This is a genomic window from Halomicrococcus pelagicus, from assembly GCF_050954125.1.
In genome coordinates this window covers 64,374-90,553 of sequence record NZ_JBPBWC010000008.1, presented here as the reverse complement: position 1 = coordinate 90,553, position 26,180 = coordinate 64,374, and the positions used below count along the sequence as shown (strand labels likewise).

Annotated in this window: 27 protein-coding genes and 1 pseudogene; 15 read left to right on the top strand and 13 right to left on the bottom strand. The window is 66.1% G+C overall.

The genetic code is table 11. The features are described 5' to 3' along the window. Positions 1-31 precede the first annotated feature (31 nt). Both ACRYA2_RS15500 and ACRYA2_RS26655 read left to right on the top strand, forming a co-directional pair. The gene (locus ACRYA2_RS15500) at positions 32-766 is read left to right on the top strand and encodes a helix-turn-helix domain-containing protein (RefSeq protein ID WP_433629966.1); all 735 of its coding nucleotides are present in this window, start codon (positions 32-34) and stop codon (positions 764-766) included. Positions 767-840: 74 nt separating this feature from the next. After that, positions 841-1,080 (top strand): annotated as a pseudogene (locus ACRYA2_RS26655) (DUF8154 family protein); the annotation flags it as partial. A 47-nt stretch (positions 1,081-1,127) separates the two neighbouring features. Here the strand turns inward: ACRYA2_RS26655 and ACRYA2_RS15495 are convergent. The 3 genes from ACRYA2_RS15495 to ACRYA2_RS15485 form a co-directional block, all read right to left on the bottom strand. Beyond that, positions 1,128-1,958: a hypothetical protein gene (locus ACRYA2_RS15495; RefSeq protein ID WP_433629963.1), complete on the bottom strand. Its 831-nt coding sequence runs from the start codon at positions 1,956-1,958 to the stop codon at positions 1,128-1,130. A 353-nt stretch (positions 1,959-2,311) separates the two neighbouring features. Next, the gene (locus ACRYA2_RS15490) at positions 2,312-2,683 is read right to left on the bottom strand and encodes a hypothetical protein (protein ID WP_433629960.1); all 372 of its coding nucleotides are present in this window, start codon (positions 2,681-2,683) and stop codon (positions 2,312-2,314) included. A 189-nt stretch (positions 2,684-2,872) separates the two neighbouring features. Further along, positions 2,873-4,273, bottom strand: a complete 1,401-nt coding sequence (locus ACRYA2_RS15485; protein ID WP_433629957.1) for a carotenoid oxygenase family protein — start codon at positions 4,271-4,273, stop codon at positions 2,873-2,875. A gap of 208 nt (positions 4,274-4,481) precedes the next feature. Here ACRYA2_RS15485 and ACRYA2_RS15480 point away from each other — a divergent pair, with 208 nt between their 5' ends. Next, complete coding sequence (locus ACRYA2_RS15480) at positions 4,482-4,910, top strand: DUF7539 family protein (RefSeq protein ID WP_433629954.1); 429 nt, start codon at positions 4,482-4,484, stop codon at positions 4,908-4,910. Between the two features lie 30 nt (positions 4,911-4,940). Here ACRYA2_RS15480 and ACRYA2_RS15475 read toward each other — a convergent pair whose 3' ends face one another. Beyond that, positions 4,941-5,765 (bottom strand): phosphosulfolactate synthase, encoded by an 825-nt coding sequence (locus ACRYA2_RS15475; protein WP_433629952.1) that lies wholly within the window; start codon positions 5,763-5,765, stop codon positions 4,941-4,943. A 196-nt stretch (positions 5,766-5,961) separates the two neighbouring features. Here ACRYA2_RS15475 and glpR point away from each other — a divergent pair, with 196 nt between their 5' ends. The 7 genes from glpR to ACRYA2_RS15440 all read left to right on the top strand — a co-directional run bounded on the left by glpR (position 5,962) and on the right by ACRYA2_RS15440 (position 11,847). Beyond that, the gene (gene glpR, locus ACRYA2_RS15470) at positions 5,962-6,726 is read left to right on the top strand and encodes an HTH-type transcriptional regulator GlpR (protein ID WP_433629950.1); all 765 of its coding nucleotides are present in this window, start codon (positions 5,962-5,964) and stop codon (positions 6,724-6,726) included. Continuing rightward, complete coding sequence (pfkB, locus tag ACRYA2_RS15465) at positions 6,723-7,637, top strand: 1-phosphofructokinase (protein WP_433629947.1); 915 nt, start codon at positions 6,723-6,725, stop codon at positions 7,635-7,637. Before glpR ends, pfkB begins: the two co-directional genes overlap by 4 nt. A 144-nt stretch (positions 7,638-7,781) precedes the next feature. Further along, positions 7,782-8,930, top strand: coding sequence for a PTS fructose transporter subunit IIC (locus tag ACRYA2_RS15460; protein WP_433629944.1), 1,149 nt, complete (start codon positions 7,782-7,784; stop codon positions 8,928-8,930). Between the two features lie 22 nt (positions 8,931-8,952). Next, positions 8,953-9,426 carry a PTS sugar transporter subunit IIA gene (locus ACRYA2_RS15455; protein WP_433629941.1) on the top strand — a complete coding sequence of 158 codons (474 nt, stop codon included), beginning with the start codon at positions 8,953-8,955 and terminating at the stop codon, positions 9,424-9,426. Next, on the top strand, positions 9,426-9,695 hold the full coding sequence (locus ACRYA2_RS15450; protein WP_433629938.1) for an HPr family phosphocarrier protein: 270 nt from the start codon (positions 9,426-9,428) through the stop codon (positions 9,693-9,695). The genes ACRYA2_RS15455 and ACRYA2_RS15450 overlap by 1 nt, the downstream gene beginning before the upstream one ends. Further along, positions 9,692-11,392: a phosphoenolpyruvate--protein phosphotransferase gene (gene ptsP, locus ACRYA2_RS15445; protein ID WP_433629935.1), complete on the top strand. Its 1,701-nt coding sequence runs from the start codon at positions 9,692-9,694 to the stop codon at positions 11,390-11,392. Before ACRYA2_RS15450 ends, ptsP begins: the two co-directional genes overlap by 4 nt. Beyond that, entirely contained in the window at positions 11,389-11,847 is a 459-nt protein-coding gene (locus ACRYA2_RS15440; protein ID WP_433629933.1) for a PTS fructose transporter subunit IIB, read from the top strand. The genes ptsP and ACRYA2_RS15440 overlap by 4 nt, the downstream gene beginning before the upstream one ends. 229 nt (positions 11,848-12,076) lie before the next feature. On the opposite strand, the gene ACRYA2_RS15435 is transcribed toward ACRYA2_RS15440, so the two are convergent. Beyond that, positions 12,077-12,343, bottom strand: coding sequence for a hypothetical protein (locus ACRYA2_RS15435; RefSeq protein WP_433629930.1), 267 nt, complete (start codon positions 12,341-12,343; stop codon positions 12,077-12,079). 145 nt (positions 12,344-12,488) lie between these two features. Beyond that, a complete protein-coding gene (locus ACRYA2_RS15430; RefSeq protein ID WP_433629927.1) occupies positions 12,489-12,734 on the bottom strand; it encodes a hypothetical protein in 246 nt (81 codons plus the stop codon). 663 nt (positions 12,735-13,397) lie between these two features. On the opposite strand from ACRYA2_RS15430, the gene ACRYA2_RS15425 reads away from it, so the two are divergent. Continuing rightward, a complete protein-coding gene (locus ACRYA2_RS15425) occupies positions 13,398-13,772 on the top strand; it encodes a hypothetical protein (protein WP_433629924.1) in 375 nt (124 codons plus the stop codon). Positions 13,773-13,806: 34 nt separating this feature from the next. Continuing rightward, entirely contained in the window at positions 13,807-14,136 is a 330-nt protein-coding gene (locus tag ACRYA2_RS15420) for a hypothetical protein (protein WP_433629922.1), read from the top strand. A gap of 117 nt (positions 14,137-14,253) precedes the next feature. Here the strand turns inward: ACRYA2_RS15420 and ACRYA2_RS15415 are convergent, their stop codons facing one another. Next, positions 14,254-15,603 carry an MmgE/PrpD family protein gene (locus ACRYA2_RS15415; RefSeq protein WP_433629919.1) on the bottom strand — a complete coding sequence of 450 codons (1,350 nt, stop codon included), beginning with the start codon at positions 15,601-15,603 and terminating at the stop codon, positions 14,254-14,256. 188 nt (positions 15,604-15,791) lie between these two features. Here ACRYA2_RS15415 and ACRYA2_RS15410 point away from each other — a divergent pair, with 188 nt between their 5' ends. Continuing rightward, the gene (locus ACRYA2_RS15410) at positions 15,792-16,115 is read left to right on the top strand and encodes a winged helix-turn-helix transcriptional regulator (protein ID WP_433629916.1); all 324 of its coding nucleotides are present in this window, start codon (positions 15,792-15,794) and stop codon (positions 16,113-16,115) included. Here the strand turns inward: ACRYA2_RS15410 and ACRYA2_RS15405 are convergent. Next, positions 16,112-17,932, bottom strand: a complete 1,821-nt coding sequence (locus ACRYA2_RS15405) for an ABC transporter substrate-binding protein (protein WP_433629913.1) — start codon at positions 17,930-17,932, stop codon at positions 16,112-16,114. The two genes, ACRYA2_RS15410 and ACRYA2_RS15405, sit on opposite strands and share 4 nt — an antisense overlap. Before the next feature lie 594 nt (positions 17,933-18,526). Here ACRYA2_RS15405 and ACRYA2_RS15400 point away from each other — a divergent pair. After that, on the top strand, positions 18,527-18,868 hold the full coding sequence (locus ACRYA2_RS15400; protein WP_433629910.1) for a four-helix bundle copper-binding protein: 342 nt from the start codon (positions 18,527-18,529) through the stop codon (positions 18,866-18,868). A gap of 126 nt (positions 18,869-18,994) precedes the next feature. Here the strand turns inward: ACRYA2_RS15400 and ACRYA2_RS15395 are convergent, their stop codons facing one another. Beyond that, positions 18,995-20,143 (bottom strand): MBL fold metallo-hydrolase, encoded by a 1,149-nt coding sequence (locus ACRYA2_RS15395; protein WP_433629907.1) that lies wholly within the window; start codon positions 20,141-20,143, stop codon positions 18,995-18,997. 159 nt (positions 20,144-20,302) lie between these two features. On the opposite strand from ACRYA2_RS15395, the gene ACRYA2_RS15390 reads away from it, so the two are divergent. Continuing rightward, the gene (locus ACRYA2_RS15390; RefSeq protein ID WP_433629905.1) at positions 20,303-20,659 is read left to right on the top strand and encodes an SHOCT domain-containing protein; all 357 of its coding nucleotides are present in this window, start codon (positions 20,303-20,305) and stop codon (positions 20,657-20,659) included. Here ACRYA2_RS15390 and ACRYA2_RS15385 read toward each other — a convergent pair whose 3' ends face one another. The 4 genes from ACRYA2_RS15385 to ACRYA2_RS15370 all read right to left on the bottom strand — a co-directional run bounded on the left by ACRYA2_RS15385 (position 20,660) and on the right by ACRYA2_RS15370 (position 26,139). Continuing rightward, positions 20,660-22,369 (bottom strand): carbamoyltransferase family protein, encoded by a 1,710-nt coding sequence (locus ACRYA2_RS15385; protein ID WP_433629903.1) that lies wholly within the window; start codon positions 22,367-22,369, stop codon positions 20,660-20,662. Next, on the bottom strand, positions 22,369-23,394 hold the full coding sequence (locus tag ACRYA2_RS15380) for a hypothetical protein (RefSeq protein ID WP_433629901.1): 1,026 nt from the start codon (positions 23,392-23,394) through the stop codon (positions 22,369-22,371). Before ACRYA2_RS15380 ends, ACRYA2_RS15385 begins: the two co-directional genes overlap by 1 nt. 428 nt (positions 23,395-23,822) lie before the next feature. Beyond that, the gene (locus tag ACRYA2_RS15375; protein WP_433629899.1) at positions 23,823-24,134 is read right to left on the bottom strand and encodes a HalOD1 output domain-containing protein; all 312 of its coding nucleotides are present in this window, start codon (positions 24,132-24,134) and stop codon (positions 23,823-23,825) included. 244 nt (positions 24,135-24,378) lie between these two features. Next, positions 24,379-26,139 carry a prolyl oligopeptidase family serine peptidase gene (locus tag ACRYA2_RS15370; protein WP_433629896.1) on the bottom strand — a complete coding sequence of 587 codons (1,761 nt, stop codon included), beginning with the start codon at positions 26,137-26,139 and terminating at the stop codon, positions 24,379-24,381. Positions 26,140-26,180: the final 41 nt, after the last annotated feature.

Sequence of the window (26,180 nt, the reverse complement as noted above, 5' to 3'; positions counted from 1 at the left end):
AGATATTTGGATGGAGACTGAATAGTAGTGTATGAGCCTGTACGAGGCCTCGTTCCGGGTGAAACACGAGTGTCCTTACCGGGAGATTTCGGAACGGCACCCGGACCTCACGATACGCGAGTGGTATTTGAGCGACTGTCAGGTGCTCGAAATCACCTCCTCGGAAACGCCGACGGACGACCTGCTCGAAGAGATCGACGACCTGGGAACGATTCTCCACCGGTCGGTCGACGATTCCGGTCTGCACGTCGTCACACAGTCCTGCCTCTGTCCGGTCGAAGGCTCTATCATCGACCGATTCGAGGAGTACAACTGCCTGTACCAACCACCGACGATTCACCGCCAGGGCTGGGAGCACTACACGGTGATCGCGTTCGACGAAGCCGACGTTCGGGCACTGATTCGGAATCTGGAGTCCGACCGAGACATCGACGTGCTCTCCAAGACCGCCATCACGGAACAACGGATTCCACACAGTATGTTAGCTCCGGTCGATCAGCTATTCGAGGAGATCACCGAGCGACAGCTGGCAGCACTACGGTTGGCCCTTGAGAGCGGGTACTACGAGCAGCCCCGGAAGACGTCGCTACGCGAGCTGGCCGATCGGACGGCCGTGGCCCGTTCGACGTACGAAGAACACCTCCGGAAGGCGGAGAACAAACTCCTCACGAACGCGGGAGAGTTCCTGCGGTTGGTGACCGCAACCTCCTCGGGAGACCCTCTGCAGGTCGATCGGTCGGGGACGCCCGAGCAGAGCGCCGACTGAACGCCACGTGTACTCGAAACGGCCGCGAAGTTAGCCGACGGTAAGCGCTTTACCGCCGTCTTCGACGACGCGAAGACGAATACGTCGACCGCGAACAGGTGTATCGGCGAGGGAGAGAAGCCGGACTGTACGATCGAGAATTTGCCCGCAGGCCGACCTTTCGCTGGCGGAACAACCGGTCGGACACGTACTACCGGGAGGGAATCGCGACGGAAAAGCGAGCAGCGGCGATGCTACGACTCGCGGAGGAGATCCACCGGCACGTCCTTCAGCTCGCCGGGAAGAGCCACGAGTGCATCTGTAGCGACGTATAATTCCACTATCCTCTCCCGCGAAGCGAGCCGGCAGTCGTCCGGGACCCCTATCTCGGCCCGGGGAACTCCTCGAAGCCGTCGATGGAGATATGCACGCCGTTGCTCTGGTCCGGCTTCAGGACGTACTCCGTCGGGTACCGACCGTCAGTGAAAAACGCCTCGGGCGTCGTCACGTCCACAGACGTCTCCTCGTCGAGGCTGGCGAAGAACTCGGTCGTGACCATCGGCTCGACGAAGTGAATCCGCCCCTCTCCATCACCCTCGAAGACGGGCACCTCTCGCGTCTCGTCCCCCAGTTCCAGCTCTTCGACGCCGCTCGGGTTCTCCGGGTCGATACTCGAATCGTACGCCCCGTAGACGTACGTGTGGGTGAACTCGCCGTCGTTGAACTCCGGGGCCGTCCCGTCGAGCAGATGTTCGCCCATCTCGGGCTCGATGAGACGCGAATCTTCGAACACGAATCCGGACGGGTGCTGTTCGTCGGGAACGTCGTAGGCGGCCACGCCCAGTGGGATCCCTTCCACGGCGTCTTCCGCCATCATGTAGAAGTGGAAGTCGAAGTGAGGGACGGTGTAGATATCAGGTGGCGGGTGTCCCACCGGGTTGAAGTGGAAGCCCATGAACGTGAACTGAAGCGTGTCTACCGCATCCGGGAACGAAAGGTGGGCTGCAACGCTGTCGTGCGGTTTCGATTCGTCCACGTCGACCGACGCGAGCACGCCGTCGTCGACGTGAACACCCAACGACGAGAGTTCCTCTGCCGAGTTCGTCGTCGCGTACGCCGTTACGGTCCCGTCCCCGACGTCGACTGATTCACCCTCGTGAACCTCACGATCTTCTTGTTTCACGCTCGCGCCGACGGTGCCAGTTGCGAGCACCCCACTCGCCAGCACAGCCCCCGTCTTCAAGACGGTTCGCCGGTCGATGTGTCTCGCTCGATACGTTCGTGCACGTCTGGTTGGCATAGTACCCCGCTCTCTAGGAGCGGACTACGTGCATCGTCGTCGTAAAACGCTAGTATAGTTTCTCAATTTTATGTGTGGATACAGCGATTACTATCGATTTCGAAACCAGCGATATCGGGCGACTCGAACTGCAACCGACCGTTAAAAGTCAAGGGTGTATCAGGACGACGGACCCCGACTTTCGGACAGCGAAGGACGCGGCACTGGTGGAGCGTCCCGTTCGAACTACGGACGTGTGTGGTCGGAGACGAAGGGAGCGCGGACGGTCAGAGGTCGTCCTGGTACGCTACCGGATCCCGCGTCTCGCAGTGCGGGCAGCGGTTCCGATAGCGCTCCAGATTCGTCCCGCAGTACCGGCACGTGTAGTCGCCCGGCGGCGCGTCCTCGTCGCTCCGGCCGTCGAAGACGCCGGCGCGCAGTGCCAGCGCGCCGCCGACCGCGACCACACCGACGGCGACTCCGAAAATGACCGGCAGGCCGACGGTGCCGACGACCGGCAGCATCAGCGCGTCCGGCGTTTCCAGCAAGCGGCCGCCACCGCCGCCAAGGAAGCGCCCGCCGGTCGACAGCAGGACGAACAGTAACAGGAGCCGGAACAGACGACCCCGACCCGGACCTCGGTTCCCCCTCGGATTCATACAGGTTCTCGGGGTCGAGCGGAGATAAGGCTTCGGCGTGACCCGAAACGGTTCGCCGGCACAGCCTCGCGGCGACGTCGCCGGGCCACGTCGACCGCCACGACTCTCCGTCGGTCGTCCACCGTTCCCGGCGACGTCTCGGGTGCTTCCGGCGGAAAACGCCGGCGTCGACTCAGACGGCCCCCCTCGTCAGGTGAGTTCGGGGAAGAAGCGGCCGTGGAAGTCGAACGGGATAGCGTGGGGGAGTCGCGCTCGCGCCAGTTCCGACAGCGACTCGCCGTCGAGGACGAGGAGGTCGGACCGCTCGGCGGCGTCGTCGAGTGCGACGACGAGCACGACGCCGTCGTCCTCGCGCGTGCCAGCAGGTCGCGGGACGAAGATGGGTTCGCTGTAGTGGTCGTCCGGGTCGCCGAACGTCGCGGTGTCTCCCGTCTCGGCGTCGATTTTCACCACCGACCCCGGCCACTCGGTCACTGGGAGGTCGGTTCCCTGGGCGTACACGTAGCGGTGCTCGCGACACCAGCGCGCCGGCGAGACGGTCGGCAGCGCCGTGCCGCGGTACAGCTCCGTGCGGTCGACGGCGGGCGAAGCGGGGTCGACGCGGAACCGTTCGAGGCGGCCGCCGAGCGCGTCGAGGTCACCCGATCGCAGTCCGTCGAGGTAGAGGCTGTCGATGGCCGACGGGTCCGGCACCGTTTCGAGGTCGAGCACGAGTTCGTCGCCGTCCTCGTAGGCGTTGGCGTGATGGAACCCGAAGAACGGCTCGGTCCGCGGTTCGGCGACGAGGTCGCCGCTCGCCCGGTCGAGGACGAGAAACCGGGTGCCGCGCTCGGGTTTCCACTCGAAGTTGTCGACGAACGGACCCTGCTTGCCGGGCCTGAGGAACGCCATGGGGTCGACGACGAACGGGAACTCGGTGAGCACGACGTAGTTCGGCGTCAGCGCGAAACTGTGCATGTACGCCGGTTCCTCGACGGAGACGGAACCGACGTGGTCGCGCTCGGTCGGGGTCGACATCGCGTAGACGTGGTACTGGCTCGTCGGGCCGAACGCGACCTCGAAGTTCACCATCTGGTCGGTCGCCGGGTCGCGGTTCATGTGCGCGCAGGCGAGGCGACCGCTCGGTTCCGGCCCGTCGTACCGGACGTGGCCGCGGGTTTCCAGCGTCTCGGGGTCGAACGCTACCCAGCGCGGTGTCTCCGTCAGTGCGAGATACCGCTCGCCGACGCGCTCGGCGATGACGTTTGCGTTGTCGTAGGGGTCGTCGAGGACGAACGACTTCAGGCGCTGGCGCAGCGTCGTCTCTCCGGTCGCGAATCCGCCGTCGAACTCGCCGGCCCGTGCCGCCGCGTACGCTTCCGTCCGCAGGAATCGGTTCCGGTAGGTGACGCCGTCGTCGAACGTGTACCGGTGGAGCATCGCCAGGCCGTCGAACCAGTGGTCGACCGACCGTCCCCCGAGTTCGAACGCGCCGGGGCCGTTGCGGACGAGGCTTCCCGAGAGCCAGTCGGGCACCGTCCCGTTGACCGACAGTTCGCGCGCGACCTCGTCCGTAATCGAGTGGAATCCGAGGGCGTGCTGGCGGGCCATCCGTCCCTACCAGGGTCGCTACTCCCCTAAGAGTTCGGGCGTCGGCGCGCCGTTGCAGTTCCTGCTATCGATCGTCACCGTCCTCGGAATCGCGTTCTTCTGGGGCGTCCGTGCGTGATTCGAGCCGTTCAGCGCGATGTCAGCGCACCAGATCCACCGATCGTCGACATGACCTAACGTTGATTGACGTGGCCGTCGTTCTAGAAGCATGGCCGAGTTTCCAGACGAAAGACAGCTCGTCGTACGGGCGCAATCTCAGCTGGACCAGTGGACGAGCAGTGCCCGGATAGAGGCGTACGCCGAACTGTTCGAGGGCGACGATTCGATCCTCTCCCCCGAAGAGGTGCAACTCCTCGACGCGCTCGACTCCGAACTGGAGCGACGGGGCGGCGATGGCGTCTGGGGAACCGATCGATACGGAATCCACACCGCGGGAACCTCGAGTTCCGACACCTCGCTTGGAGTCGTCTGCGTCTATCACCCACAGATCACCAGTGACTCCGTCCTTCGTGGGAGAGACAGTCTCGACGACGAGACCGAAGAGCGGCTCAATGCAGCACTCTGGCGATACAGCGAGCGCGTCGCGACACTCATCGAAGAAGAGCTCGACGAGTTCATCCGTCAAACCCAGAGCTGAGCCCCGGCTGAAGTTACCGTACCGCCCGTCTCAGTCGGGATTGTACGTGACGGTTCGCCCCCAGCTACTTATCTTCCCCCAGAGGCCCGAACGCATGCATTCGAGTTCGACGATCTGGGAGTTGTCGACGAACAGATTCACGTTCGGGCCGAAGTTCTTGATGTACCACTCGAACATTTCGGGGCCCGGGGCTTCGAACACCAGGTTCTCGATGCCCAGCTCGTTGGCGATCTGGTAGGCGACGTCCGTACGCCATTCCTTGACCTCTTCGGTGATGCCCTCGGCCTCGACCATCAGCAGGTCGGCACCGGCTTCGAGGTGGCGCTTGCCCTCCTCGATGGCCTGCTCGGGGCTCTGTTGCCCACCCCGCTCCAACTCCTCCGGGTCGGAGGCACCGCCAGCGCCGAACTGGACGTTGATCTCGGGTTTGGGTTTTACGTCGTACTCCTGTACCAGGTCGGTGAGTGCCACCATGTCGTCGGTGCCGGTGGCCAGGAATCCGCTGGAGATCTCGACGATGTCGAAACCGAGGTCCTCTGCTTCCTCGATGTAGTCTTCGACCTTGTCGTGGTCGCGCACGAGGACGTTCTCGATGAAGCCACCGGTCGACACCCTGACGTCGTGCTCGTGGCAGACGTCGATGAGTTCGCGGACGGCGTCCTCGGGCATCAGCGCGAACGACCCACCGCTGAATTTGTAGATGTCGACGTACCAGCCCATCGTCTCGAGGATGTCCCGGAGCTCGCGGGGCCCCATCGGGTCGTAGTACGGCCCCCGAATCTCGGTGATTCCCATCTCTCGAGGTTTGTCCGGTCGGTCGTTGTGGTGCAGGAAGTCGAAAGCTCGGTCTCCCATTGGCATGGGAGTCATTAGCACGACGGGTGTTTACTTAGTGACTTGGGCTCAGCGAGGGACAGCGCGTTTCGTTCGAGACGTCCCCGACGGGGGCGACGGCGCGACCGTACAGCGGTAACCGTCGTCTCTGTGCAAAAACATACAGAGTCAGAAACAAACGTTAAGAGTTTTGCCCGTTCTTTTTCGGTAGAGAGCGATGTTGCCCGACGAACGACGCAGACGAATCGTGGAACGAGTGACCGAAGAGAACGGGTGTGCCGTGTCCGACCTGGCGGAGACGCTCGACGTCTCCGAGGCGACCATACGACGCGACCTGCGCGAACTCGAATCAGAGAACGAGGTAGAGCGGTCCCACGGCGGGGCGCTTCCCGTCACGACGGTCGGCCAGGAGCGAGAGTACGGCCGCAAGGAAGTGCGGAACCTGACGGCGAAACGGGCGATCGCGACGCGCGCGGTCGAGGAGGTCCGCGACGACGCGGTCGTCTTCCTCGACGCCGGGACGACGACGATGCAGGTCGCAAACCGACTCGAATCGGACGGTCCGACGGTGGTCGCGACGAACTCCCCGCACATCGCGATGTCGCTCGGCGACGCGGACACCGAGGTGAAGGTGACGGGCGGGACCCTGCGCTCGAAAACCGGTTCGCTCGTCGGCCCGACGGGAGAGACGTTCCTCGAACGGACGAACTTCGACGTGGCGTTCGTCGGGACGAACGCGGTTCACGCCGACCAGGGTCTGTTGACGCCCAACGAGTCCGAGGCACGGATGAAGCGGCTGATCTGCGAGGCCGCCGAGCGAGTCGTGCTCGTCGCGGACGCCTCGAAGCACGGGAAACGAAGCTTCGTCCAGTTCGCCGCCCTCTCCGACCTCGACCTGTTCGTCACAGACGAGCGACCGAGCGAACCCCTCGACGACGCCCTCGACGAGGCCAGCGTCGCGATCGAGGTGGTCGACGCGTGATACTGACGATTACGCCGAATCCGGCCGTCGACCAGACGGTCTCGCTCGACGAACCGCTGTCAGCCGGCGGTGTCAACCGGGCGACCGACCGGCGGTTCGACGCCGGCGGAAAGGGCGTGAACGTCTCCGGATACCTCCGGAAACTCGGCGTCGAGACGGTCGCGACCGGATTCGTCGGCGGCTTCCTCGGCGATTACCTCGTCGACGAACTGGACACCGCGAACGTCCCCAGCGAGTTCGTCCGCATCGACGGCATCACGCGACTCAACACGACGGTCCTGGCCGAAGACGGCGAGTACAAGATGAACCAGCGGGGGCCGCCGCTCGGCGAGGCGGCCGTCGAGGACCTCGTCGCGACCGTCCGCGACCGCGACCCCGAGACCGTGCTGGTCGCCGGAAGCCTCCCGCCCGGTCTCGACGCCGACGCGGTCGACCGCCTCGCGACTGCCGGCGACTGGGCCACCGCTATCGACGCCGGCGGCGGACTCCTCGGCACGCTGGAGGCGAACTACGACCTCTGCAAGCCGAACCGGGAGGAGCTCGCCGCCGCGACGGGCCTCCCGACCGCAACGGTCGAGGAGTGCGCGGTCGCCGCGGCCGAACTACGGGAACGCGGGTTCGAACGGGTCGTCGCCTCGCTCGGCGCGGACGGAGCGATACTGGTGAGCGGCGAGGGCGCCTACTACGCCCCCGCCCTGCAAGTCGAGGCCATCGACACCGTCGGGGCCGGCGACTCCCTGCTCGCCGGCGTCCTCGCGGCGTTCGACGCCGGCGAGTCCGAGCGACGGGCCCTCGCGCGGGGCGTCGCCGCTGCGGCCCGCGTGGTGTCGACGGAGGGGACCGAACCTCCGCCGTTCAGAGACCTGCACGTGGACGGCATAGAAATTTCCCCGATTTCGACGGGGAAATGAGCAGTAGCGTTCGTCCGGAAGCCGAGTTCGCCGGTGATTTCGTCGTCTGTATCCGGCATTTACGGCATTACCGACAGAACCAATCAAAAACCTGCATACCCGAAAAGTCTATTTTACCCCAACTAAACATAATGATCATACCCCATGGCAACTAATAACTCGGACGTCAGGGCACAGATGACATCGCTGAAGGAGAACATCATGACGGGCGTGTCGTACATGATACCGTTCGTCACCATCGGCGGTATCTTCCTCGCGCTCGGGTATGCGTGGTCCGGCTTCTTCGGCGTCGGAACGGAGTCGGTCTTCGACGCGACCGGTTCGACCGGCTGGTTCCTCGCGCAGATGGGAACCGCCGGACTGGGCATCATGGTGCCGATTCTCGGCGGTTACATCGCGTACGCCATCGCGGACCGACCCGGGTTAGCACCTGGACTCCTCCTGTCGTACGTCATCCAGCAGTCGACCGTCGTAAAATCGGCCGGGAACGCGCTGGGCCTCCCGGCCGGCGAGGCGGCCGCCGGCTATCTCGGCGCGCTCGTCGCCGGCCTCCTCGCCGGCTACGTCGCGCGCTGGATCAAGAACTGGAACGTTCCGGGTGCGATCAAACCGATGATGCCGGTGCTGATAGTTCCGCTCTTCACGACGGCCCTGCTGTTCCCGTTCGTCATCTTCGTCGTCGGCGTCCCGGTGGCGATGGCGAACGCCGTCCTGACGGACTGGCTCACGGGACTCCAGGGCGGCCAGGCGCTGGTCGTCGGCGCCGTCCTCGGCGCAATGATGGCGTTCGACATGGGCGGCCCCGTCAACAAGGTCGCGTACACCTTCGCGCTGGGCCTCGTCGGCCAGTCCAACGGCGCGATAACGGGGCCGATGGCCGCGGTGATGATAGCCGGGATGACCCCGCCCCTCGGGATGGCGCTGTCGAACTTCGTCGCGCCGCACAAGTACGCCGAGGAGATGTACGAGCAGGCCAAGTCCTCGACCGTGCTCGGCCTCTCGTTCATCACCGAGGGCGCGATTCCGTACGCCGCCGCGGACCCCTTCCGCGTCATCCCGTGTCTGATGGCCGGGTCGGCGTCGGCGGGTGCCGCTGCGATGGCGCTCGACGTCGGCATCAAGGCACCGCACGGCGGCATCTTCCTGTTCTGGATTTCGAACCGACCCCTGCTGTTCCTCGCCTGTCTCGGACTCGGGACCCTCGTGACCGCGGGCGCAATCACGCTCGTCAAGCCCGACTTCGAGGAGCAGATTCAGCGAGACGACGAGCCAGCGGCCGTCACGACCGACTGATCCGAACGGATTCCACGACACCATGCAAGGACACGACCTCGACGAACTGCTCCCACCGGAGCACGTCGAACTGACGGAACCGCCGACCGAGAAGGAACGAGCCATCGAACACCTGCTGGACGTGCTGGTCGACGCCGGACGGGTGACCGACCGCGAGCAGGCGCTCGACGACCTCCTCGCCCGCGAGGAGGAAGCGACGACGGGCGTCGGTCACGGCATCGGCATCCCGCACGCCAAGACGGAGGCCGTGGAACGGCCGTCGCTGGCGTTCACCCGGTCGTCCGAGGGCGTCGACTTCGACGCGATGGACGGCGAACCCGCGACGTTGCTGTTCATGATACTCGTACCCGAGGACGCCGACGACGACCACCTCGAAGTCCTCAGTTCGCTCTCGCGGGCGCTGATGCACGACGAACTGCGAGAGACGCTCCGGGCAGCGTCCTCCGCCGAAGCAGTCCGGGACGCACTCCTGGACGAACTCACGGAGGTGGCCTGATGCCCACGCGCACCGTCACCGTCGTCCCCGAGGCGGGACTGCACGCCCGCCCGGCGTCGGAGTTCGTCGAGGCGGTCGGCGAGTACGACGCCGACGTGACCGTCGCCCCGGTGGACGGCGACCCCGTGAACGCCGAGAGCATGCTCGCAGTCACCGGCCTCGGCGTCGAACACGGCGACGACGTCGTTCTCGCTGCCGAGGGCGACGACGCCGAGGCCGCGCTCGCCGAACTGGAGACCGTACTCGCGACGCCGGAGGACGAGGGATGAGCGAGGAACGAACGTCGCTCGCCGGCGTCGGCGCTACACCGCGCAGCGGCGTCGGCACCGCCGTCCGGTACGCCCCCGACGACGCCCTCGACCTCGACGACGCGACGAGCGCCGACGTCGACCCGGAGACGGAGCGCGACCGCTACGAGGCCGCCGTCGAGGGCGCGAAAGCCGACCTCGAACGGGAGCGCGAGCGCACCGCGGCGGAGGTCGGCGAGCAGGAAGCCGCCGTGTTCGACGCGCACGTGAAGTTCCTCGAAGACCCCCAGATTACCGACGCCGTCGAAGAGGCCATCGAGGACGGACATGGTGCCGAGCACGCGGTCCGGAACGCCTTCGAGGATCCGATCGAGCAGTTCGAGGGGATGGACGGGCGGATGGGCGAGCGCGCCGACGACCTGCGCGACGTGCGCGACCGCCTCCTGCGCGAACTGCTCGGGACCGAACGGACCGGCCTGGCCGAACTCGACCCGGGGAGCGTCGTCGTCGCCGAGCGACTGACGCCGAGCGACACGGCGCGACTCGACCCCGACGACATCGTCGGCATCGCCACCGCGGAGGGGGGTCGCACTTCCCACGCGGCCATCATCGCGCGCTCGCTGGCCATCCCCGCCGTCGTCGGCGTCGGCGACGCCCTGGCAGCCGTCGAGGACGGCGACCGGGTGCTCGTCGACGGCGAAGACGGTGAACTCGTCGTCGACCCCGACGCGGAGCGCGTGGCCGCCGCCGAGCGCGACGACGCCGCCGACGTTCGCCGCGGGCCGGTGACGACGACCGACGGCCGGGCGGTGGAGGTCGCTGCCAACGTCGGCGGCCCGGACGAACTCGCCGTCGCCGTCGAACGGGGGGCCGACGGCGTCGGCCTCTATCGCACGGAGTTCCTCTTCCTCGACCGCGACGAACCGCCGACCGAGGAGGAGCAGTACAAGGCGTTCGTCGACGCGCTCGACGCGTTCGAGGGCGGGCGAGTGGTCGTCCGGACGTTCGACGTCGGCGGCGACAAGTCCATCCCGTACCTCGACGTGCCGGAGGGCGACAATCCGTTCCTCGGCGTGCGCGGCGTCCGACTCGCGCTCGGGTCCGCGCGCGACCTGTTCGAGACGCAGTTGCGGGCGCTGTTGCGCGCGGCCGCCACGGAACACGGCGACGCGCTCGCCGTGATGTTCCCGCTCGTCGCGACCGTCGAGGAGCTGACGGCGGCGCTCGACGCCGTCGAGTCGGTCGCGGCGGCCCTCGACGACGAGGGAGTCGAACACGCCGTCCCCGAACTGGGCGTGATGGTCGAGACGCCGGCGGCGGTGATGAACGCCGCGGAACTCGCCGACCGCGTCGACTTCCTCAGCGTCGGGACAAACGACCTCGCGCAGTACGTCCAGGCCGCAGCGCGCGACGACGACCACGTCGCCGACCTACACGACCCCCGCTACCCCGCCGTGCTCCGGGCGATAGCGCGCACGGTCGAGGCCGCGCGCGACGCCGACGCTTGGGTCGGGATGTGCGGCGAGATGGCCGGCGTTCCCGAGAACGCCGAGTTGCTCGTCGGCCTCGGTCTGGACGAACTCAGCGCCAGCGCGGTCACCGTCCCCGCAGTCAAAGAGCGCGTCGTGGAGACGACCTACGGAGACGCGGAAACGCTCGCCGAGCGAGCGCGTTCGGCCGAAACGCGAAGGGAAGTAACCGAACTCGTAGAACCATGAAAATCGTCGCAGTCACAGCCTGTCCGACGGGAATCGCACACAGCCAGATGGCCGCCGAGAACCTGGAGAACGCCGCCGAGGACGCCGGCCACGACATCGAGGTCGAGGTCCAGGGGTCGATGGGGACCGAGAACGAACTCGGCAGCGACGACGTCGCCGCCGCGGAGGCGGCGATAGTCGCTGCGGACACGGCGGTCGACGAATCCCGGTTCGCCGACCTCCCGCTCGTGAAGGTCCCCGTCGCCGAGGCGGTCAACGGCGCCCCGGACCTCGTCGAGCGCGCCGTCGAGGCGGCCGAAACGGGCCAGGACGTCGACGACCCAATCCGCGCCAGCGGGGACGGCGCCGAGGGGTCGAGCGACGCGGGCGGCGGGAGCGATGACGGCCGCGAGCGCCGCGGCGGCGACCGGGAGAAGAGCATCCTCGTCCGACTGAAGAAGTTCCTGAGCGGGTAGTCCCGACTCGCTTTTTGGACGCTCGTCCTCGTCGCCGTCCGGCTCTACCGTCGTCGCCTTCGCTATCCGGCACTACTACGCCGCAACGAGGCCGTAACTCGGCGTTAACCGTCGTTATCGATGGTTTGAACGGAGCGACGTTCGGCGTCGGACGGCGTACGGTCGCGATACGCTCCGCGATACCGTCTTCGGAGGAACACGAGCCCGTCACCGGGCAGCGAGTGGTCCGTCAGCGACCGGGCGACGGTTCGCTCGCCGAACCGGGCGATTCGCCGTCGCGGTCGACCGCGTCCCGCGGCGAGGATGGGAAGACGCGTCCGACGTCGACGGGTCCACAGCCCCCGCCGTAACGGTGAAGGTGCCAGGAGAGGTCGGACGTTCCGTCGTCGGAGGAACAGTCGAACGGTCCCGCAGTCGACGGGGCGGCGAACTGGGTGCCGACCGCGAGACCGGCGAGGAGGGCGACGAGAAGCGCCAGCAGTCGGTATCGACTCACGAACGAACACCGTCCCGGCGCCATGGCGGTGACGCGAACGGGGGGGCCCGTTTCGAGCAGCCGCGACGCTCGACGGGGAAACGGTCCCCTGCGGCGTCGAGTCCCACCCTCCCCGGAGGGGCCCGCGCTCCGTACGCGTGCGCGGTTACAGTATCCACGGCGGTTCACCGACGCGGTCGACCGACTGGAACCAGTTCGGCCGGCAGTCCTTCCCGCCCCGCTCGACGCACTCGTCGTGAGGCGCGGACTGCGCCGGTTCGGCGTTCACCACCGCCGAGTCGTCGGGAATGGCGTCGGTCGGAGTTCCCGCACCGACACCGGTCAGGCCGACGAGGACGCCGCCGAGCAGTACGACGGTCAGCGCGAGAGCAGCCTCGTTCGTCGGTCTCATCGCGCCACCTCGGGCGTGCGTCGGCGACCGCTCGTATCGGTGCCCCCCGTCCGAGCGCGTTCGGGAGCGTGCTTGCCATCGGCGACTGTCATCGGTTTCTCTCCGCAGAGCGACGGCAGTTCGGAACTTAGTTATTTTCCGAGGAAGTTCGCGGAAAGCAGCGTTACTATCTTCGACGTCTTCGATAACGAAGGATGCCCGGCGTCATTTATAGGATTTTATACAAGTAGTTTGGGGCGCCCGTCGTTTATTCGAGCGGCGGCGGCGGTCGAATCGCCGCGAACGCGGTCCGACGCCCGCGAACGGGAACGAACCGTCGAAACTTTGCTATTCTCACCCAAAGTTACTCTGTCTGATTTGATACGTGGGAGCGACGGCGAAACCGCTGCGCACGGACTGACGGGGAGGAATCCGGTTAAGTCGGCGCGGGGACATCTGTAACCCGGATGTCGCTCCGCCGAAGATAGGTTAGTTTCAGTTATGCCGCGAACGGTCGTAAACCCTGCCGAGGACGGTAACTGAACGGTGAGAACGGTCGTTCGGGTTAATACCGGGTCCTGCCGTTGACGATGACCGGGTGGTTTCGGGCGAGACGACTGCCGTTCCTGCACGTCGCGGCCTACGCACGTGTGGGTTGGGCTCGGCCACCCGGAGAAACAAAACATGAACGTGAAACAGATACTCGGCGTACTGGTCGCACTGACCGTCGCCACGACGATGTTCGCGGGCGGAGCACTTGCACAACCGGTGGACGACGACAGCGTGACCGTCGACCAGGATGCGACCGCATCGGTTAGCCAGTCTCAGGACGTCAGCCAAGCGAACTACAACACTCAGCTCGGTTTCGCGGCCTCGGACGGGGATAAGAAGCACCATAAGAAGCACCACGACGGTAGCAGCGGTGACGCCTCCGTCAGCCAGTCGAACGAGCAGTACAACACGAACATTCAGGCAGCGTCCGCGTCGGCCAGCAACACGGCTGACGTGACCGTCACGAACGAGGACGACGACAACGACTTCCCGCCGGGACCGCCGTAAGCCCGAGAGATAAACGCTAACAGACCTAAAAACTATGAATCTGAAACAGACCCTTGGCGTACTGGTCGCATTGACCGTCGCCACGACGATGTTCGCAGGCGGAGCACTTGCACAACCGGTGGACGACGACAGCGTGACCGTCGAGCAGAGCGCGTCCGCTAGCGTCGACCAGAGCCAGACCGTCACACAGTGGAACGACAACTATCAGGAGGCCAGCGCGAGCGGCAGCGGCGCGAGCGTGTCCCAGTCGAACACGCAGTCGAACTATAACGAACAGATCGGCATAGCGTCGGCCAGCAACGAGGCGACCGTGGACGTAACGAACGAGGACGACGACAACGACTTCCCGCCGGGACCGCCGTAATCCCGTCGGCAACTCAGAGTACTGAACGCTGATACTCATTTTTCGTGGGACTTCGACCGCGCTTCGAGCGAGAGCGCGGGTACTGTGAGACGATACGGAAGAAGGACGACCGCTCGGTCAGTCCAGCAGCGCCACGAGGTCCGAGACGTCGTGTTCCTCCAGTTGCAGCACCGTCTCGACGATTTCCTCGCGGCGGCCCTCGTCGTAGCGGTCCGCGGTCATCCGGTCGAACTTCGCCTCGACCTGCTCCCACGTCATCGAGGCGTTGGGGTGGCCCCGGAACTCGTCCTTCTCGATGGTGTAGACGGTCCCGTCGGCCAGTTCGACGGTGACGACCGCGGGCATCTCGCCGTTCTCGAAGCGCTCGGTGAGCGCGGGGTCCTCCTCCACCTCCACGGTGCGAAGCAGTTCCTGCACGTCGTCGCGCCGGATGCGATCTGGGTCGTACTGGGCGTTCGTCATCTCGCGGTCGACGAGCGCGGCGGCGAGCATGTAGGGCAGCGAGTGGTCGGCCTGCGCCTTCGTCTCGACCTCGTAGCGCGACCCCTCGCCGCCGCCGATGATGAGTTTCGCGCCGGCGAACGTGTCGAGGTGGATGCGCTCGACCTCGCCGGAGTCTATCTCCTCGCGCTCCGCGAGTTCGATGATGCCCTCGACGGCGGACTGGGCGTACGTCTCCGCGACGTACCGCTTGGTCATCACGTCGTGGACGCGCTCGCCCGGCGAGAGGTCGACCTCGAAGTCGGTGCCCGCGACCACCTGGTTCCAGCCCTTCCCGCCCTCGAAGAGGTTCGTGGGGCCCTCCATCCCGTTTCTCGCCAACATCGCCGAGTAGACGGCGTTGCGCGCCGTGTTCGCCGACGCGATGCCCTTCCACTCCGAGATTCCCTCGGTGCGGGTGACCCGGAGCGCGTTGTGCGCTGTGCCGGCGATGCCGACCGCGGAGCGTGTCGCCTCGCGGTCCAGGTCCAGCAGTTTGGCCGCGCCGGTAGCAGCGGAAATCACGGTGTGGGTCACGTGGTCGAACCCCCTGTCGCGCACCGGCGCGTTCCAGGCGAGTTCGCCCTGGACCTCGTAGGCGACCGCCAGGCCGGCCAGCAGTTCCGCGCCCGAGCGGTCGGCGTACTCGCCGCACGCGACCGCGGCGGCGACGTTGTCGCTCGGGTGCGGCGTCTCCCCGGGAGCGAGAAACGAGTCCATGTAGTCGAGATAGCGCACTTGCGCGGTGTTCAGCATCGTCGCGTCCGGCGGCGACGCGGTTCCGCCGCCCCAGAGTCGGCAGTCGCCGTCGGCGTTCAGTTCCTCGACGGTCGTCCGGACCTGCTCGACCGGTTCCGCGCCCATCGCGCCGACCGCGATGCCCACCGAGTCGAGGACGCGCTTTTTCAGTTCGTCGACGGTGTCCTCCGAGAGGTCGTCGAAGTCGGTTCCCCTGACGAAGTCTGCCAGTTCGGCGGTCGTCGTCATGCAGACCGTCTGCGACGGGGACGAGCAAAAGTGTGTGTCTGCGGTTCGGGCGCTGGCGGCGTTGATTTCGCCCCCGACGCGGCTGAGTCTCGCGCCGGTCGGAGGGCGCGGCAGGTATCGCAGTGTTACCTGATGCGAGCCCGAACCGGTTTACGCGTTCGCCGAGAAGACCGTCACCGGGCACCACAATGACGTCAGAAACCGTCGCGGAAGAGGAGGGCGTCCGTCCCGTCGTCGAATCGTTCGAACTGATCGGCTCGCAGTGGCGGTTGGTCGTCCTCTACGACCTCCACGGCGAGGAGAAGCGGTTCAACGAACTCAAGCGCTGCACGGGAGCGAGTTCGCGCACGCTGTCGCGCGTGCTCGACGACCTCCGGGAGACGGGGTTCGTCTCGCGACGCACGGAAGCCGACGCGCCGATAGCGACCTACTACAGTCTCACCGAGAAGGGCCGGTCGCTCTGTCCCGTCTTCGACGCGATGGAGGAGTGGGCGGCGGAGTGGCTCGACTAGTTCGAGTTCCGCTGACTGATGGTCGTCGTGTTGTACATTTGACGGCTCGTGCCGGCCGCACCGAACTTCGGCACGTCGACCCACTGGTAGCCGAACCGCTCGTCGGTCCGGTGGTACACCGGCAGGAACACTACGTCCTCCCAGTTGGCCTCCTCCATGGTGACGTACGCCTCGTTGCGCGCCTGCGTCGCCTGGTCGCTCGGCGCGGTGTTGTTCTGAATCTTCTCCCACGCCTGGGTGGCCTGCTGGGCCGCCTGCGTGTCCGACCAGTTGGTGTACGAGAGCGGTGCGGACTGGGACGTGTCCGTCGCCGGCGGATACAGCAGGTTGAGGAAGTTGTCCGGCGCGGGCCAGTCCATGATCCAGCCGAGCGTGTACGCGCCGAGGTTGCCCTGCCGGCCGCGCTGGATGAGCGTGGCGAACGGCGACTGCTGCAGTTGCACGTTGATGTGGGCGCTCGACAGCTGGTCGCGGATTATCTTGGCGATGGACTGCCACGTGCTCGACTGGTAGGTCGTCAGCGTGAACTGGTACTGGTTGTTGGGACCGTAGCCGGCCTCCTCCATCACCTGTCTTGCACGGCTGAGTTGCGACTCGTTGTACCCGTACGGGTAGTTCTGCTGGGCGTGCTGGGTGTACTGCTCGGGCCCGCCGGGGTAGATGCGCGGCGGCGTGAAGTGGTACGACCCCTGGCCGCGTCCCTTGAACACCTGTTCGACGGCGACGCGCTGGTTCAGCGCGTACGCGACGGCCTGCCGGGCAGGTTTCTCGATGGCGTCCGTGTTGAACCCGATGTAGAAGGAGTTGATGGTCGGCACGCCGAGGTACGTCATCGTCTCGCCGTTCTGGACCGGACCGTACGTCCCGCTCTTGCGGCCGAAGTCGTCGGTGTTCTCGACGTTCACCTTGTTCGGGTCGAACTGGGCCGTCGGAATTTGCTCGTTGGTCACGAGGTCGGCGTTCCTGTTCATCGTGTACGTGAACGCCGCCTGGTCGTCCTCGATGATGGCCCAGCGGACGCCGCCGATCTGTGCCGTCTCTCCGTGGTAGTCGTCGTACCGCGTGACGGCCGCCTCCTGGTTGCTCTGCCAGCGGTCGAACTGGAACGGGCCGGCCCCGATGGGGTTGTTCGTGGCGAACTGGCTGTGCTCCATCTCGCCGTCGTACCCCTGGATGTCGCCGACGATGCCCTCCGGCAGCGCGGCGAATGCGGTGTACGCCAGCATCTCGAGGGTGGCGTGGAACGGCTCCTCCAGTTCCATCCGGAAGGTGTAGTCGTCCTGGGCTTCGATAGCTAAGGTTCCCGGCTCGTAACTGCCGTCGTCCGTCGTCTCGTGTACCACACCGATGGAATCGAGGATGAACGACGCGCGTCGGGAGTTCTCAGAGGCGGCGAGCCGTTCCCACGAGTAGACGAAGTCCTGCGCCGTCACCTCGTCGCCGTTGTGGAACGTGGCGCCCTGCTTCAGGTTGAACGTGTACGTCGTGAAGTCGTCGGAGACGTTGAACTCCGTCGCCAACTGCTCCTGGACCTCGATTTGACCGTTCGGGTAGTTCATCAACGAGTCGAACAGCTGCTGAATGACCGTACCGGACGCCGTGTCCGTCGCCCGGATGGGGTCCAGCGTCGTCATCGTCGAGTTGATGAGCTGGAGCGTCCGGTCGCTCCCGCCGCCGTCCTGCTCCGTCCCCTGACCTGTCGTCTGCTGCTCGGTGGTCTGTTGTGCGACACTCTCGCCGGCTATCGCGACTGCCGACGCTGCACCACCGGTCGCCTTCAGGAAGCGTCTCCGTGTTACGTTGGATTTCTCTGACATCCGAACAGAATTCACGACCGTTTGCCATATGTAGTTAATTCTTGATATGTAGACCGACCTCTGTTGATAAAGTGGACAGTAGAGAGCATCTTTACGGCTTACTACGCGAATTTTGAAAGTTAGTAGTGGCGTCGATGAGACCGAGATGCGGCAAACGGTTCCTGTCAAGTGAGCGAGTGGGAGGCGTATGCCGGGACGCACGACCTCGCCGCCGGTTCCGGCGTCCCTCCGCCAACTTCGCTCCGGCGCGAGCGACGTTACAAGGAGAGCGTTCTCGAAGATAACAGTCGTCCGACAGGCGGTAACGACCGCGTTGTGCACCGAATCGAGACGCCGGCGGAGTTCAGATTGCCGACAGTTCGGGACAGTCGACGAAGCCGGACCGTATAGTCTCGGCGCGCGTGGACGACCGTCGGGACGGTGGCCAACCGTAGAAGACGGCACGACGCGCTCGACTCCGCCGTCTTCGAGCGGGGATTTTACATTCCAGGGTGAGCACCGACTGCGGCGGGGAAGACGGGAGCAGCGAGGTCGACAGGTCGAACAACGTTAGCCCGAACGGAAAAAAACGTCACCGCCCTCTGTTGAAACGCAATGGCACTCAGTGAACTCGACGTGGGAGACGAAGCGGACCAGTGCATCGACAACTGCTTCGAAGCCGTGCAGGCCGCGGAGTACTGCGCCGACCAGTGCGCCGACGAGGGCGAGGAGATGGCGAAGTGCATCCGGCTCTGCCGGGACGTCGCCGACATCGCCAGCACGCACGCCCGGTTCATGGCGCGAAACTCCAACTACAGCGAGGAACTCGCGGAAGTCTGTGCCGGAGCCTGTGAGGAGTGCGCCGAGGAGTGTTCGCGCCACGACGCCGACCACTGTCAGACCTGTGCAGAGGTCCTCTCGGAGTGCGCCGAGTCCTGTCGGAACATGATGGCGTAGAGCGCAGCCACTCCCCAGCAGTCAGGTTCGGTCGCTCCATTCTTCGCCGATGCGAGACTCGGACGAGCGACGGCGTCTCCGCAGAAGTGCCGAACCGGAGATGGCGCGACTCGTCGCGCGCCGTCGTCAGGCGGCGCAGTTGTTCGGACCCATCTCCAGTTCCGTCGCCTCCCGCTCGCCGTCGACGTGCTCGACGCCGCGGTTCACGTCGATGACCGTCTCGTAGTTCGACGGCTTCTCGGGCGGGTCGCTGGACAGTCGGTCGACGAACGCCGCCTCGTCCAGCTGGAGCAGGTCGAGACTATCGAAGAGGTCGCCCAGCGTCGCCGCCACCGCCACGCCGGGTTCGCCGTTCTCGTAGCGTCCGTCGGCGGTGACGGTGAGGTGGCCGGGGAGCACCGTCGCGTCGTCCGGAAGGTCGCCCAGCGTCTCGTGGAGCGTCTCGTACAGCAGTTCCGCGCCGCGGGCGGCGTCCGCCTCGCCGAACTGGAGTTCGGTGCGGCCCACGGAGTCGACGAACAGGGTGTCGCCCGTGAGGACGAACTCGTCGTCGACGACGTAGTTCATCATTTCGGAGGTGTGACCGGGCGCGTGCAGCGCTTCGACCTCGACGTCGCCGAGTACCAGGGTGTCGTCGTCCGCCAGCGGTTCGTAGTCGTACTCGACGCCGCACTCGGCGGCCTGCCGGCCGAGGTGGTAGGGGACGGAGAGCGTGTCGGCGAGTCCGGGACTCCCGGAGATGTGGTCGGCGTGGACGTGGGTGTCGAGGACGTGCGTGATGGTCAGGCCGTGTTCCGCGGCAGCGACCTCGAACACGTCGGTCTGGCGCGTCGCGTCCACGACGGCCGCCTCGCCCGCGCTCTTCGATCCGACGAGGTACCCGAGACAGCCCTTCGCGCGGCGCTGGAACTGCAGGACGACCAGGTCGTCGTCGCGGGTCTCGACCGGGACGACCTCGTACACCTTGCTCCAGTCCTCCATGCCGCCCTTGACGACCGTCACGTCGTCGTATCCGCGCTGGTCGAGTTCGAACCCAAACGGCGTCGACGTCAGCCCCTTGCCGCACATCGTCACGACGGGCCCGGAGTCGACGAGCGCCTTCACCCGCTCGGCGTCCTCCTCGCTCAGTCCCTCGCGTGGGTCGAAGGGGACGTTCTCGGCCCCGCGGACGTGCCACGCCTCGTAGCTGTCCTCCGGACGCGTGTCGATGAGCGTGAACTCCCGTTCCTCGTCGATCCAGTCCGCCAGTTCGTTCGCGGATATTTGCTCTACCATTGGAGTGTCCCTACAAGACCGTTTAGCGGTTCAGACGTAAACCGATTTTTGCGCCTCTACATTTCGAGCGGTCCCGACGGACGAGGCGGACGATATCGCCGGCGAGAGGGTCAGCCTGGAGACACAACGGCTAATCGTCTGGAGGTAGTCGTTCGGGATATGGCCACGAGAGACCAGACCGATTCCGTGCTGCGGGTCGTGCTCGTCCTGTTCGCCCTCCTGCTCCTGTTGCCGGTGGTGATGATGGTCGTCGCGTTCCCGATGATGGGTGGCTGGATGATGGGTCCGGGGTACGGCGGTCGAACGCCGCTGTGGGGCTGGGCGATGGCGCTCGTCGCCGTGCTCGTCCTCCTGGCCGTCGGATACGCCGTCTACCGCCTGCTCGCTGGCGGGGAGAGCGGCGGCCTACGCGCCGACCCCGCCCTGGAGGAACTCCGGATGGCCTACGCGCGCGGCGACATCTCCGAGGAAGAGTTCGAGAGCCGACAGCGGCGACTCAGACGCGACCGGGACTGATTACTTCTCCACCACGCAGTCTTCGAGTACGAGCACGTCCAGCCCCATCCCGAAGAAGTCCTTGAGCGCCTGGGTCGGCGATTCGACGATGGGTTCGGCGTGGTCGTTGAACGAAGTGTTGAGCACGACAGGAACGCCTGTGATGTCCTCGAACTCCGAGATGAGCCGGTGGTATCGTGGATGCTGGTCCTCGCGAACGGTCTGCGGTCTCGTCGAATCGTCCGCCGGGTGAAGGACGGACGCCACGTCGTCGGTGGCGTCCGGTTCCACGTCGAACGCCTGTATCATGAACGGAGCCGGTTCCGCGTCCTCTAGGTACGTCCCTGCCGCCGATTCGAGCATCGACGGTGCGAACGGTCGCCACTCCTCGCGATGCTTGACGAACTCGTTAACGCGGTCGCGGGAGTCGATGGTCCGCGGGTCAGCGAGGATGCTCCGGGCCCCGAGCGCGCGCGGTCCCATCTCCATGCGGCCCTGGAACCAGCCGACGATGTCGCCGTCCGCGAGACGCTCGGCCACGTGGCGTTCGAGGTCGTCCGGGCGCTCGTACCCGACCTTGTTCGTCTCCAGCAGGTCGACGACCTCGTCCGTGTCGTACTCGGAGCCGAGGTAGACGTCCGTCATCGGCGCCACGTCTGCGGGCCGCTGGTCGAGCCAGCCCGCGCCGAGGGCGAGTCCCGCGTCGTGTGCGACCGGCTGGACGAAGACGTTATCGATGCCGTTCGACTCCCGGAACCGCTGGTTCATCTTGCAGTTGAGCGCGACGCCACCCGCGACCGCGAGGTCGTTGACGCCGAGCGCCGTCGCGTACGTCTCCGCGATGTCGACGACGGTCTCTTCGAGGAGCTTCTGGGCGACGTACGCGAGGTCTTTCTCCCACTGGTCGAACTCGCCGGGCGTGTCGTTGCGAGGGCGGCCGAACGTCTCCTCGAGCTTGCGGACGCCGTAGCCGGTCCCCCAGCGTTTGGTCAACGCCGTCACGTCGTAGTCCACCCCGGTCGTGACCAGCTCGCGCAGCGCCGTCTCTATCTCGGCGTTGTCCTCGCCGTACGGCGCGAGACCCATCACCTTCCCCTCGCCGTTGAACATGCGGTACCCGAGGTACTCGGTGACGGCGGCGAAAAAGAGGCCGAGGCTGTTGGGGTGTTCGTACGTTCGCACCCGCGAGAGGCCGTTCGGGGTGCCGCGCCAGACGACCGTCGAGTCGTACTCCCCCTTCGCGTCGACGGTGAGCACGAGCGCCTCGTCGAACCCGGACGGATGGAACGCGCTGGCGGCGTGACAGGCGTGGTGGGACCGCGTCTCGACTGACGGCACCGGCGTGCCCACGTCGGCCAATCTGTTCCGGACTTGCCGGGTCGGCGCGAACCGACTCCGAAACTGCGTGACGACGGTGTCCTCGAGCGCCGACAGCGTCCGGGCGACGCTGCCGGCTTCCACGGCGTCGCGGAGGTAGTGCGGGAGGATGTTCGAGCGAAGTTGCGGGTCGTACGGGAGCAACACTCGGTCGACGTCCGAGAGTTCGAGGTCGCGGTAGTCGAGGCAGGTGCGAATAGCCCGCTCGGGGAACGTGTCGGACGCGTGTTTGTCCCGGGTGAGTCGTTCCTCTTCGATACCGAAGACGGCCTCGCCGTCCTCGAACAGGACCGCGCTCGGGTCGTGTTGGCCGTACAGTCCGGTCGCCGGCTTGAACGAGAGCGCGTACCTCATCAGTGTTCGTTCTCCGGCGCTTTATCGGGCGCGTGAACGTACACCCAGATGACGTCGCCGTCCTGCAGTTCGTACGACGTCGGGTCGACCGCGGTCGCCCGCTGGCGAACGACGACGTTCGTTCCCCGGTCGCGCTCCCGATAGGTCCCGTCGTGGTCGCCACCACCGGCGTATCGGACGACGTGACCGTCGTCGTTCCGGTACGTGATGTCCGGTAGCTGCTCGAACACCTCCGCGAGCGTAATCGGGTCGCCGTCGCTGGTCCACCGGAAGTACGGCGGGTCGCTGTTCTGGAACTGGAACCGCTTCGTCCCGGCGCGACGGTACTTCGACGCCGAGAAGTCCAGCCGACGGTTGTTAACGTCGAACATCATCTTCCCGGACCGGGACGCTCCGCCATTCGAGGAGTCGCCGGTCGAGACGCTGACCCAGTACTGGTCGTCGTGTGCGACCTCGTGCCGGGTCGGATCGATCTTCTCGGTGCCTTCGTGAATCGACACTTCGGTACCGGACTGGCCGCCGTGGTACGTCGTTCCCTCGTACTCGACGACGTGGTTGCCGCCGCGCTTCGAATACGAGATGCCCGGCAGGAGGTTCAGGCCGCGCGCGAACGTGACGACCTCCTTCTCGTTGCTCCACTCGTTGGGACCGTGCGAGGAGTCGTGGAAGTGGAAGTACACCGTCTCGGGGCGCTGCTGTTCGATGTTGTCGAGGTAGTACTTCGGCCGGTCGAAGTCGACGAGTTCGCCGTCGATGTCGAAGAATAGCTGACCGTGCCAGTGGTAGTCGATGTACCCCGGTTCCTCCGAGGTCGTCTCCGTCGTCTCGGTCGTCGTCTGTTCCGTCGTCTCGGTCGTCGTCCGCTCCGTCGTGCGCGTCGTCGTTCTCGTCGTGGTACGACTGGTCGTTCGGCTCGTCGTGGAGGGGTTCGATTCGTCTCCCAGTCCGGCACAGCCGGCGAGACTGGCGAGCGTCGCTGCGGTGCTACCGAGGATAGCGCGTCGTGTGCGTCGTTCGGAAACCATGTTTGGTAGAGAGTCGAAACGGACGTCGGGTACTGTCGACGCCGACGTTCAACGTCGTCGGTAATCGACGGCAGTCGTCTGGCGTGCCGTACGTGGGCGTGCTCGGGGGAGGACTATAGAACGAGAGGGGCGTTCTCAGGACGAGAAGTCGCGACTGCCTTTTAAGTCCCGTCTGGTGAGCACGGGGTACCGGCGCGTGACGTCGTTCGGGGCGTCGTAGTCGACGCAGTCCGTCGGGTTGTGGGCATTAGACCGTCCGTCGCCGGTGCGAGCGATTCCGCACCACTACCGGTGTCGTTCCCTAGCGGGACGGCGATTCGTCGACCGCCGCCGTACCGGAGCGCTCGACGAGAGCGCGACGCGAACGGCGCCGTTCGCGTTCGGCGCGGTGGCTGCCCGGTCGTCGAGTCGGACGACCGGGACCGGACTCAGTTCTCGGGCGGGTGGATGGCGATGTGTCCGTCGCTCTGGATGAACACGCGATACCCCTTGAACGTGAACGAGACGTGCCCACCTGCCGGCGGAACGCCGTCCGCTATCGGGCGGAACAGGCAGTCGAGGGCGTCGGGGTCGAATCGATCGTACAGCGGGTCCATCTCGGTCGGGTCTTCGTCCATCGCTTCGGCGACTGCGGTCATGACCGTCGTACTGAGCGGCTCGCTCTCGTCCCAGTCGTGTTGCGTGTGGTACGTTCCCGATCGGGGGCCCGCACTCCACGCGTTTTTGTCTGTCTTGCTCATGGGAATCGTCCCGTACGACACGGGGGTCTGCTACACACTGGATACCACCTGAAATTGTATAAATCCCTGTCAGACATAGGACCTGTATCCGTCAGACAGACCGTCGTCAAAACGGGGGACGGGGTGGGAGTGGCGGTCGGAGGGGCGTCTTACGCCACGCCGTCTTGCGTTCTCGGGTTCGCCCGGGCGGGGACCGTCAGCCGCGACGCGAGGTTTCTCCCCGCTCGGAGCGTGTGACCGCCGTTCAGTCGTCGCCGTCGGCGACCGCATTCGGCCGGAGGTACCCCAGTTCCGGGTCGACGTTCCACTCGCCGTCGAAGAAGCCGGCGGCGCGGCAGGCGTTCCAGCACTGGTACCGGACCGAGTCGTCGTAGATGGCGTAGTCCGCCGTCGCCTTCTGCGTCGGAATCCAGTTACGGACCCGGGTCAACCGCACGCCGGCAAGCGACGTGCCGGTGTCGACCTGCACGAGGTTGTCCGGATGCTCGGGGTTCGGATAGACGAACTCGACGCCGAGGTTGCCCGAGTACTCGCGGTCGCCGACTGCTGCCCGACCGTCGCCCACCTCGACCGGGAAGCCGTCCGCGAGGCGCCGATACACCGCGTTCGAGGACGGCCGGCCGAACAGCACGAGGTTGTGCTCGGCCATCAGCGCGTCGTCTACGGCGGTGTCCGGGACGACGGTCGCCTGCGCCCGGGCGCGCTGGACGAGGCGCTGGGAACGGACGTTGGCGAGGTTCCGATTCGTGGCCGTCTCGCCGTCGTCGCCCTGCGTGCCGTAGACGAGATAGTAGGGGTCGTGGTGGACCTCCGTCAGCGGGCCATAGCGGTCGGGCGACTTGCGCATCGCCGGCCAGTCCGGTTCGGTCCGGGAGGCCGACGGTTCGCCCCGGAGGTCGAGGTAGACGCGCTTGCGGCCGCCCTTGGCCGGCAACCGGATTCGGTCACCGTTCACGGTCGCGGTCGGCCGACCGCGGACGCGCACGCCGGCTTCCCGGAAGACGCGGGGGTCGACCGAGAGGACGGCGACGTTCTCCGCCCGGATTTCGAGGCCGTCGTCCGTCACCCGGGCGTCCACCTTCGTCGGCGCGTGGACCGTCTCCTGGTCGTGGACTGCGACCCAGTACTTCCGGTGTTCGACGCGCAGGTTCGTCGTGAAGAAGTGGACGTGTTCGGGGTAGGGGTCGCGGCTCGTCGAACGGAGGAAAGTCCGGAGGTCCGGATGGTTCACGCAGTCGGTTCCCTCGCCGATGCCGGCGTCCCACCAGTGCGACCTGCCGGGGACTTCGAGGAACGCGACGTCCACGGCGTCGGGGTCGGGCGTCGAGTAGCGTTCCCCGACCTCGCCTCGCACCGAGAGGCCGCGGTTCGCCAGCGCTCGCAGGTAGGTCCGGGGATGCATCGTCGGGACGGCGGCGTCCTCGCCGCCGTGGAGCGCGAAGACGGGGAGAGTTCCGTCGGCGGCGTTCCGAGTCTTCGGGAGTGCGAGGTTCTTCTGGAGCGCCGTCTCCTTGACCGCCTTCAGCCGCGGGAACGTGTGGAGTTCGTCCCGGTTGTACGTAGTGGTGATGGACGTCTCGTGGTCGGTCCACCCCGCGGAGGGCGCGAGACCGGCGAACCGGTCGGGGTTCGTCAGTCCGACGTGCCAGGTGCCGTGGCCGCCCATCGAGTGGCCCGCCAGGTAGACGCCGTCCTCGTCGACGTCGAAGCGCTCTTTCATCTCCCGGATGGCTTCGAGGTCGTCGAGTCGGCCGAGGTCCTCGTGGTCGTAGTTGACCGGGCCGCGCGCGCCGGGCGCGACGACGTAGGCGTCCTCGCGCTGGACGTTCGCTCCCGCCATGTTGATGGAGGGGACGTTCGCGCCGTGCAGCGAGACGATCAGGTCGTACGGTCCCGACGACCCGCTCGGTTCCCGAATCGAGAACTCCTGGACGCTCCCGTCGTGTCGGGAGACGAACGTCGTCTGCCAGCGCGTCTCCTCGGGCGTCTGGACGCGGAGAGGCACGGCGCGCTCGTCGGTCGCCCCGCGCGCCGCCGCTCCGACAT

What these genes read in the sequence shown, in the direction of transcription:
- ACRYA2_RS15490 (WP_433629960.1), bottom strand. Translation starts at nt 2,683, where the DNA reads ATGAATCCGAGGGGGAACCGAGGTCCGGGTCGGGGTCGTCTGTTCCGG.
- ACRYA2_RS15480 (WP_433629954.1), top strand. Translation starts at nt 4,482, where the DNA reads ATGGCCGAGTTTCCAGACGAAAGACAGCTCGTCGTACGGGCGCAATCT.
- ACRYA2_RS15450 (WP_433629938.1), top strand. Translation starts at nt 9,426, where the DNA reads ATGCCCACGCGCACCGTCACCGTCGTCCCCGAGGCGGGACTGCACGCC.
- ACRYA2_RS15405 (WP_433629913.1), bottom strand. Translation starts at nt 17,932, where the DNA reads ATGTCAGAGAAATCCAACGTAACACGGAGACGCTTCCTGAAGGCGACC.
- ACRYA2_RS15425 (WP_433629924.1), top strand. Translation starts at nt 13,398, where the DNA reads ATGAACGTGAAACAGATACTCGGCGTACTGGTCGCACTGACCGTCGCC.
- ACRYA2_RS15460 (WP_433629944.1), top strand. Translation starts at nt 7,782, where the DNA reads ATGGCAACTAATAACTCGGACGTCAGGGCACAGATGACATCGCTGAAG.
- ACRYA2_RS15390 (WP_433629905.1), top strand. Translation starts at nt 20,303, where the DNA reads ATGGCCACGAGAGACCAGACCGATTCCGTGCTGCGGGTCGTGCTCGTC.
- ACRYA2_RS15500 (WP_433629966.1), top strand. Translation starts at nt 32, where the DNA reads ATGAGCCTGTACGAGGCCTCGTTCCGGGTGAAACACGAGTGTCCTTAC.
- ACRYA2_RS15440 (WP_433629933.1), top strand. Translation starts at nt 11,389, where the DNA reads ATGAAAATCGTCGCAGTCACAGCCTGTCCGACGGGAATCGCACACAGC.
- ptsP (WP_433629935.1), top strand. Translation starts at nt 9,692, where the DNA reads ATGAGCGAGGAACGAACGTCGCTCGCCGGCGTCGGCGCTACACCGCGC.
- ACRYA2_RS15420 (WP_433629922.1), top strand. Translation starts at nt 13,807, where the DNA reads ATGAATCTGAAACAGACCCTTGGCGTACTGGTCGCATTGACCGTCGCC.
- ACRYA2_RS15395 (WP_433629907.1), bottom strand. Translation starts at nt 20,143, where the DNA reads ATGGTAGAGCAAATATCCGCGAACGAACTGGCGGACTGGATCGACGAG.
- ACRYA2_RS15380 (WP_433629901.1), bottom strand. Translation starts at nt 23,394, where the DNA reads ATGGTTTCCGAACGACGCACACGACGCGCTATCCTCGGTAGCACCGCA.
- ACRYA2_RS15410 (WP_433629916.1), top strand. Translation starts at nt 15,792, where the DNA reads ATGACGTCAGAAACCGTCGCGGAAGAGGAGGGCGTCCGTCCCGTCGTC.
- ACRYA2_RS15475 (WP_433629952.1), bottom strand. Translation starts at nt 5,765, where the DNA reads ATGGGAGACCGAGCTTTCGACTTCCTGCACCACAACGACCGACCGGAC.
- ACRYA2_RS15430 (WP_433629927.1), bottom strand. Translation starts at nt 12,734, where the DNA reads ATGAGACCGACGAACGAGGCTGCTCTCGCGCTGACCGTCGTACTGCTC.
- ACRYA2_RS15400 (WP_433629910.1), top strand. Translation starts at nt 18,527, where the DNA reads ATGGCACTCAGTGAACTCGACGTGGGAGACGAAGCGGACCAGTGCATC.
- ACRYA2_RS15375 (WP_433629899.1), bottom strand. Translation starts at nt 24,134, where the DNA reads ATGAGCAAGACAGACAAAAACGCGTGGAGTGCGGGCCCCCGATCGGGA.
- glpR (WP_433629950.1), top strand. Translation starts at nt 5,962, where the DNA reads ATGTTGCCCGACGAACGACGCAGACGAATCGTGGAACGAGTGACCGAA.
- ACRYA2_RS15385 (WP_433629903.1), bottom strand. Translation starts at nt 22,369, where the DNA reads ATGAGGTACGCGCTCTCGTTCAAGCCGGCGACCGGACTGTACGGCCAA.
- ACRYA2_RS15455 (WP_433629941.1), top strand. Translation starts at nt 8,953, where the DNA reads ATGCAAGGACACGACCTCGACGAACTGCTCCCACCGGAGCACGTCGAA.
- ACRYA2_RS15415 (WP_433629919.1), bottom strand. Translation starts at nt 15,603, where the DNA reads ATGACGACGACCGCCGAACTGGCAGACTTCGTCAGGGGAACCGACTTC.
- ACRYA2_RS15485 (WP_433629957.1), bottom strand. Translation starts at nt 4,273, where the DNA reads ATGGCCCGCCAGCACGCCCTCGGATTCCACTCGATTACGGACGAGGTC.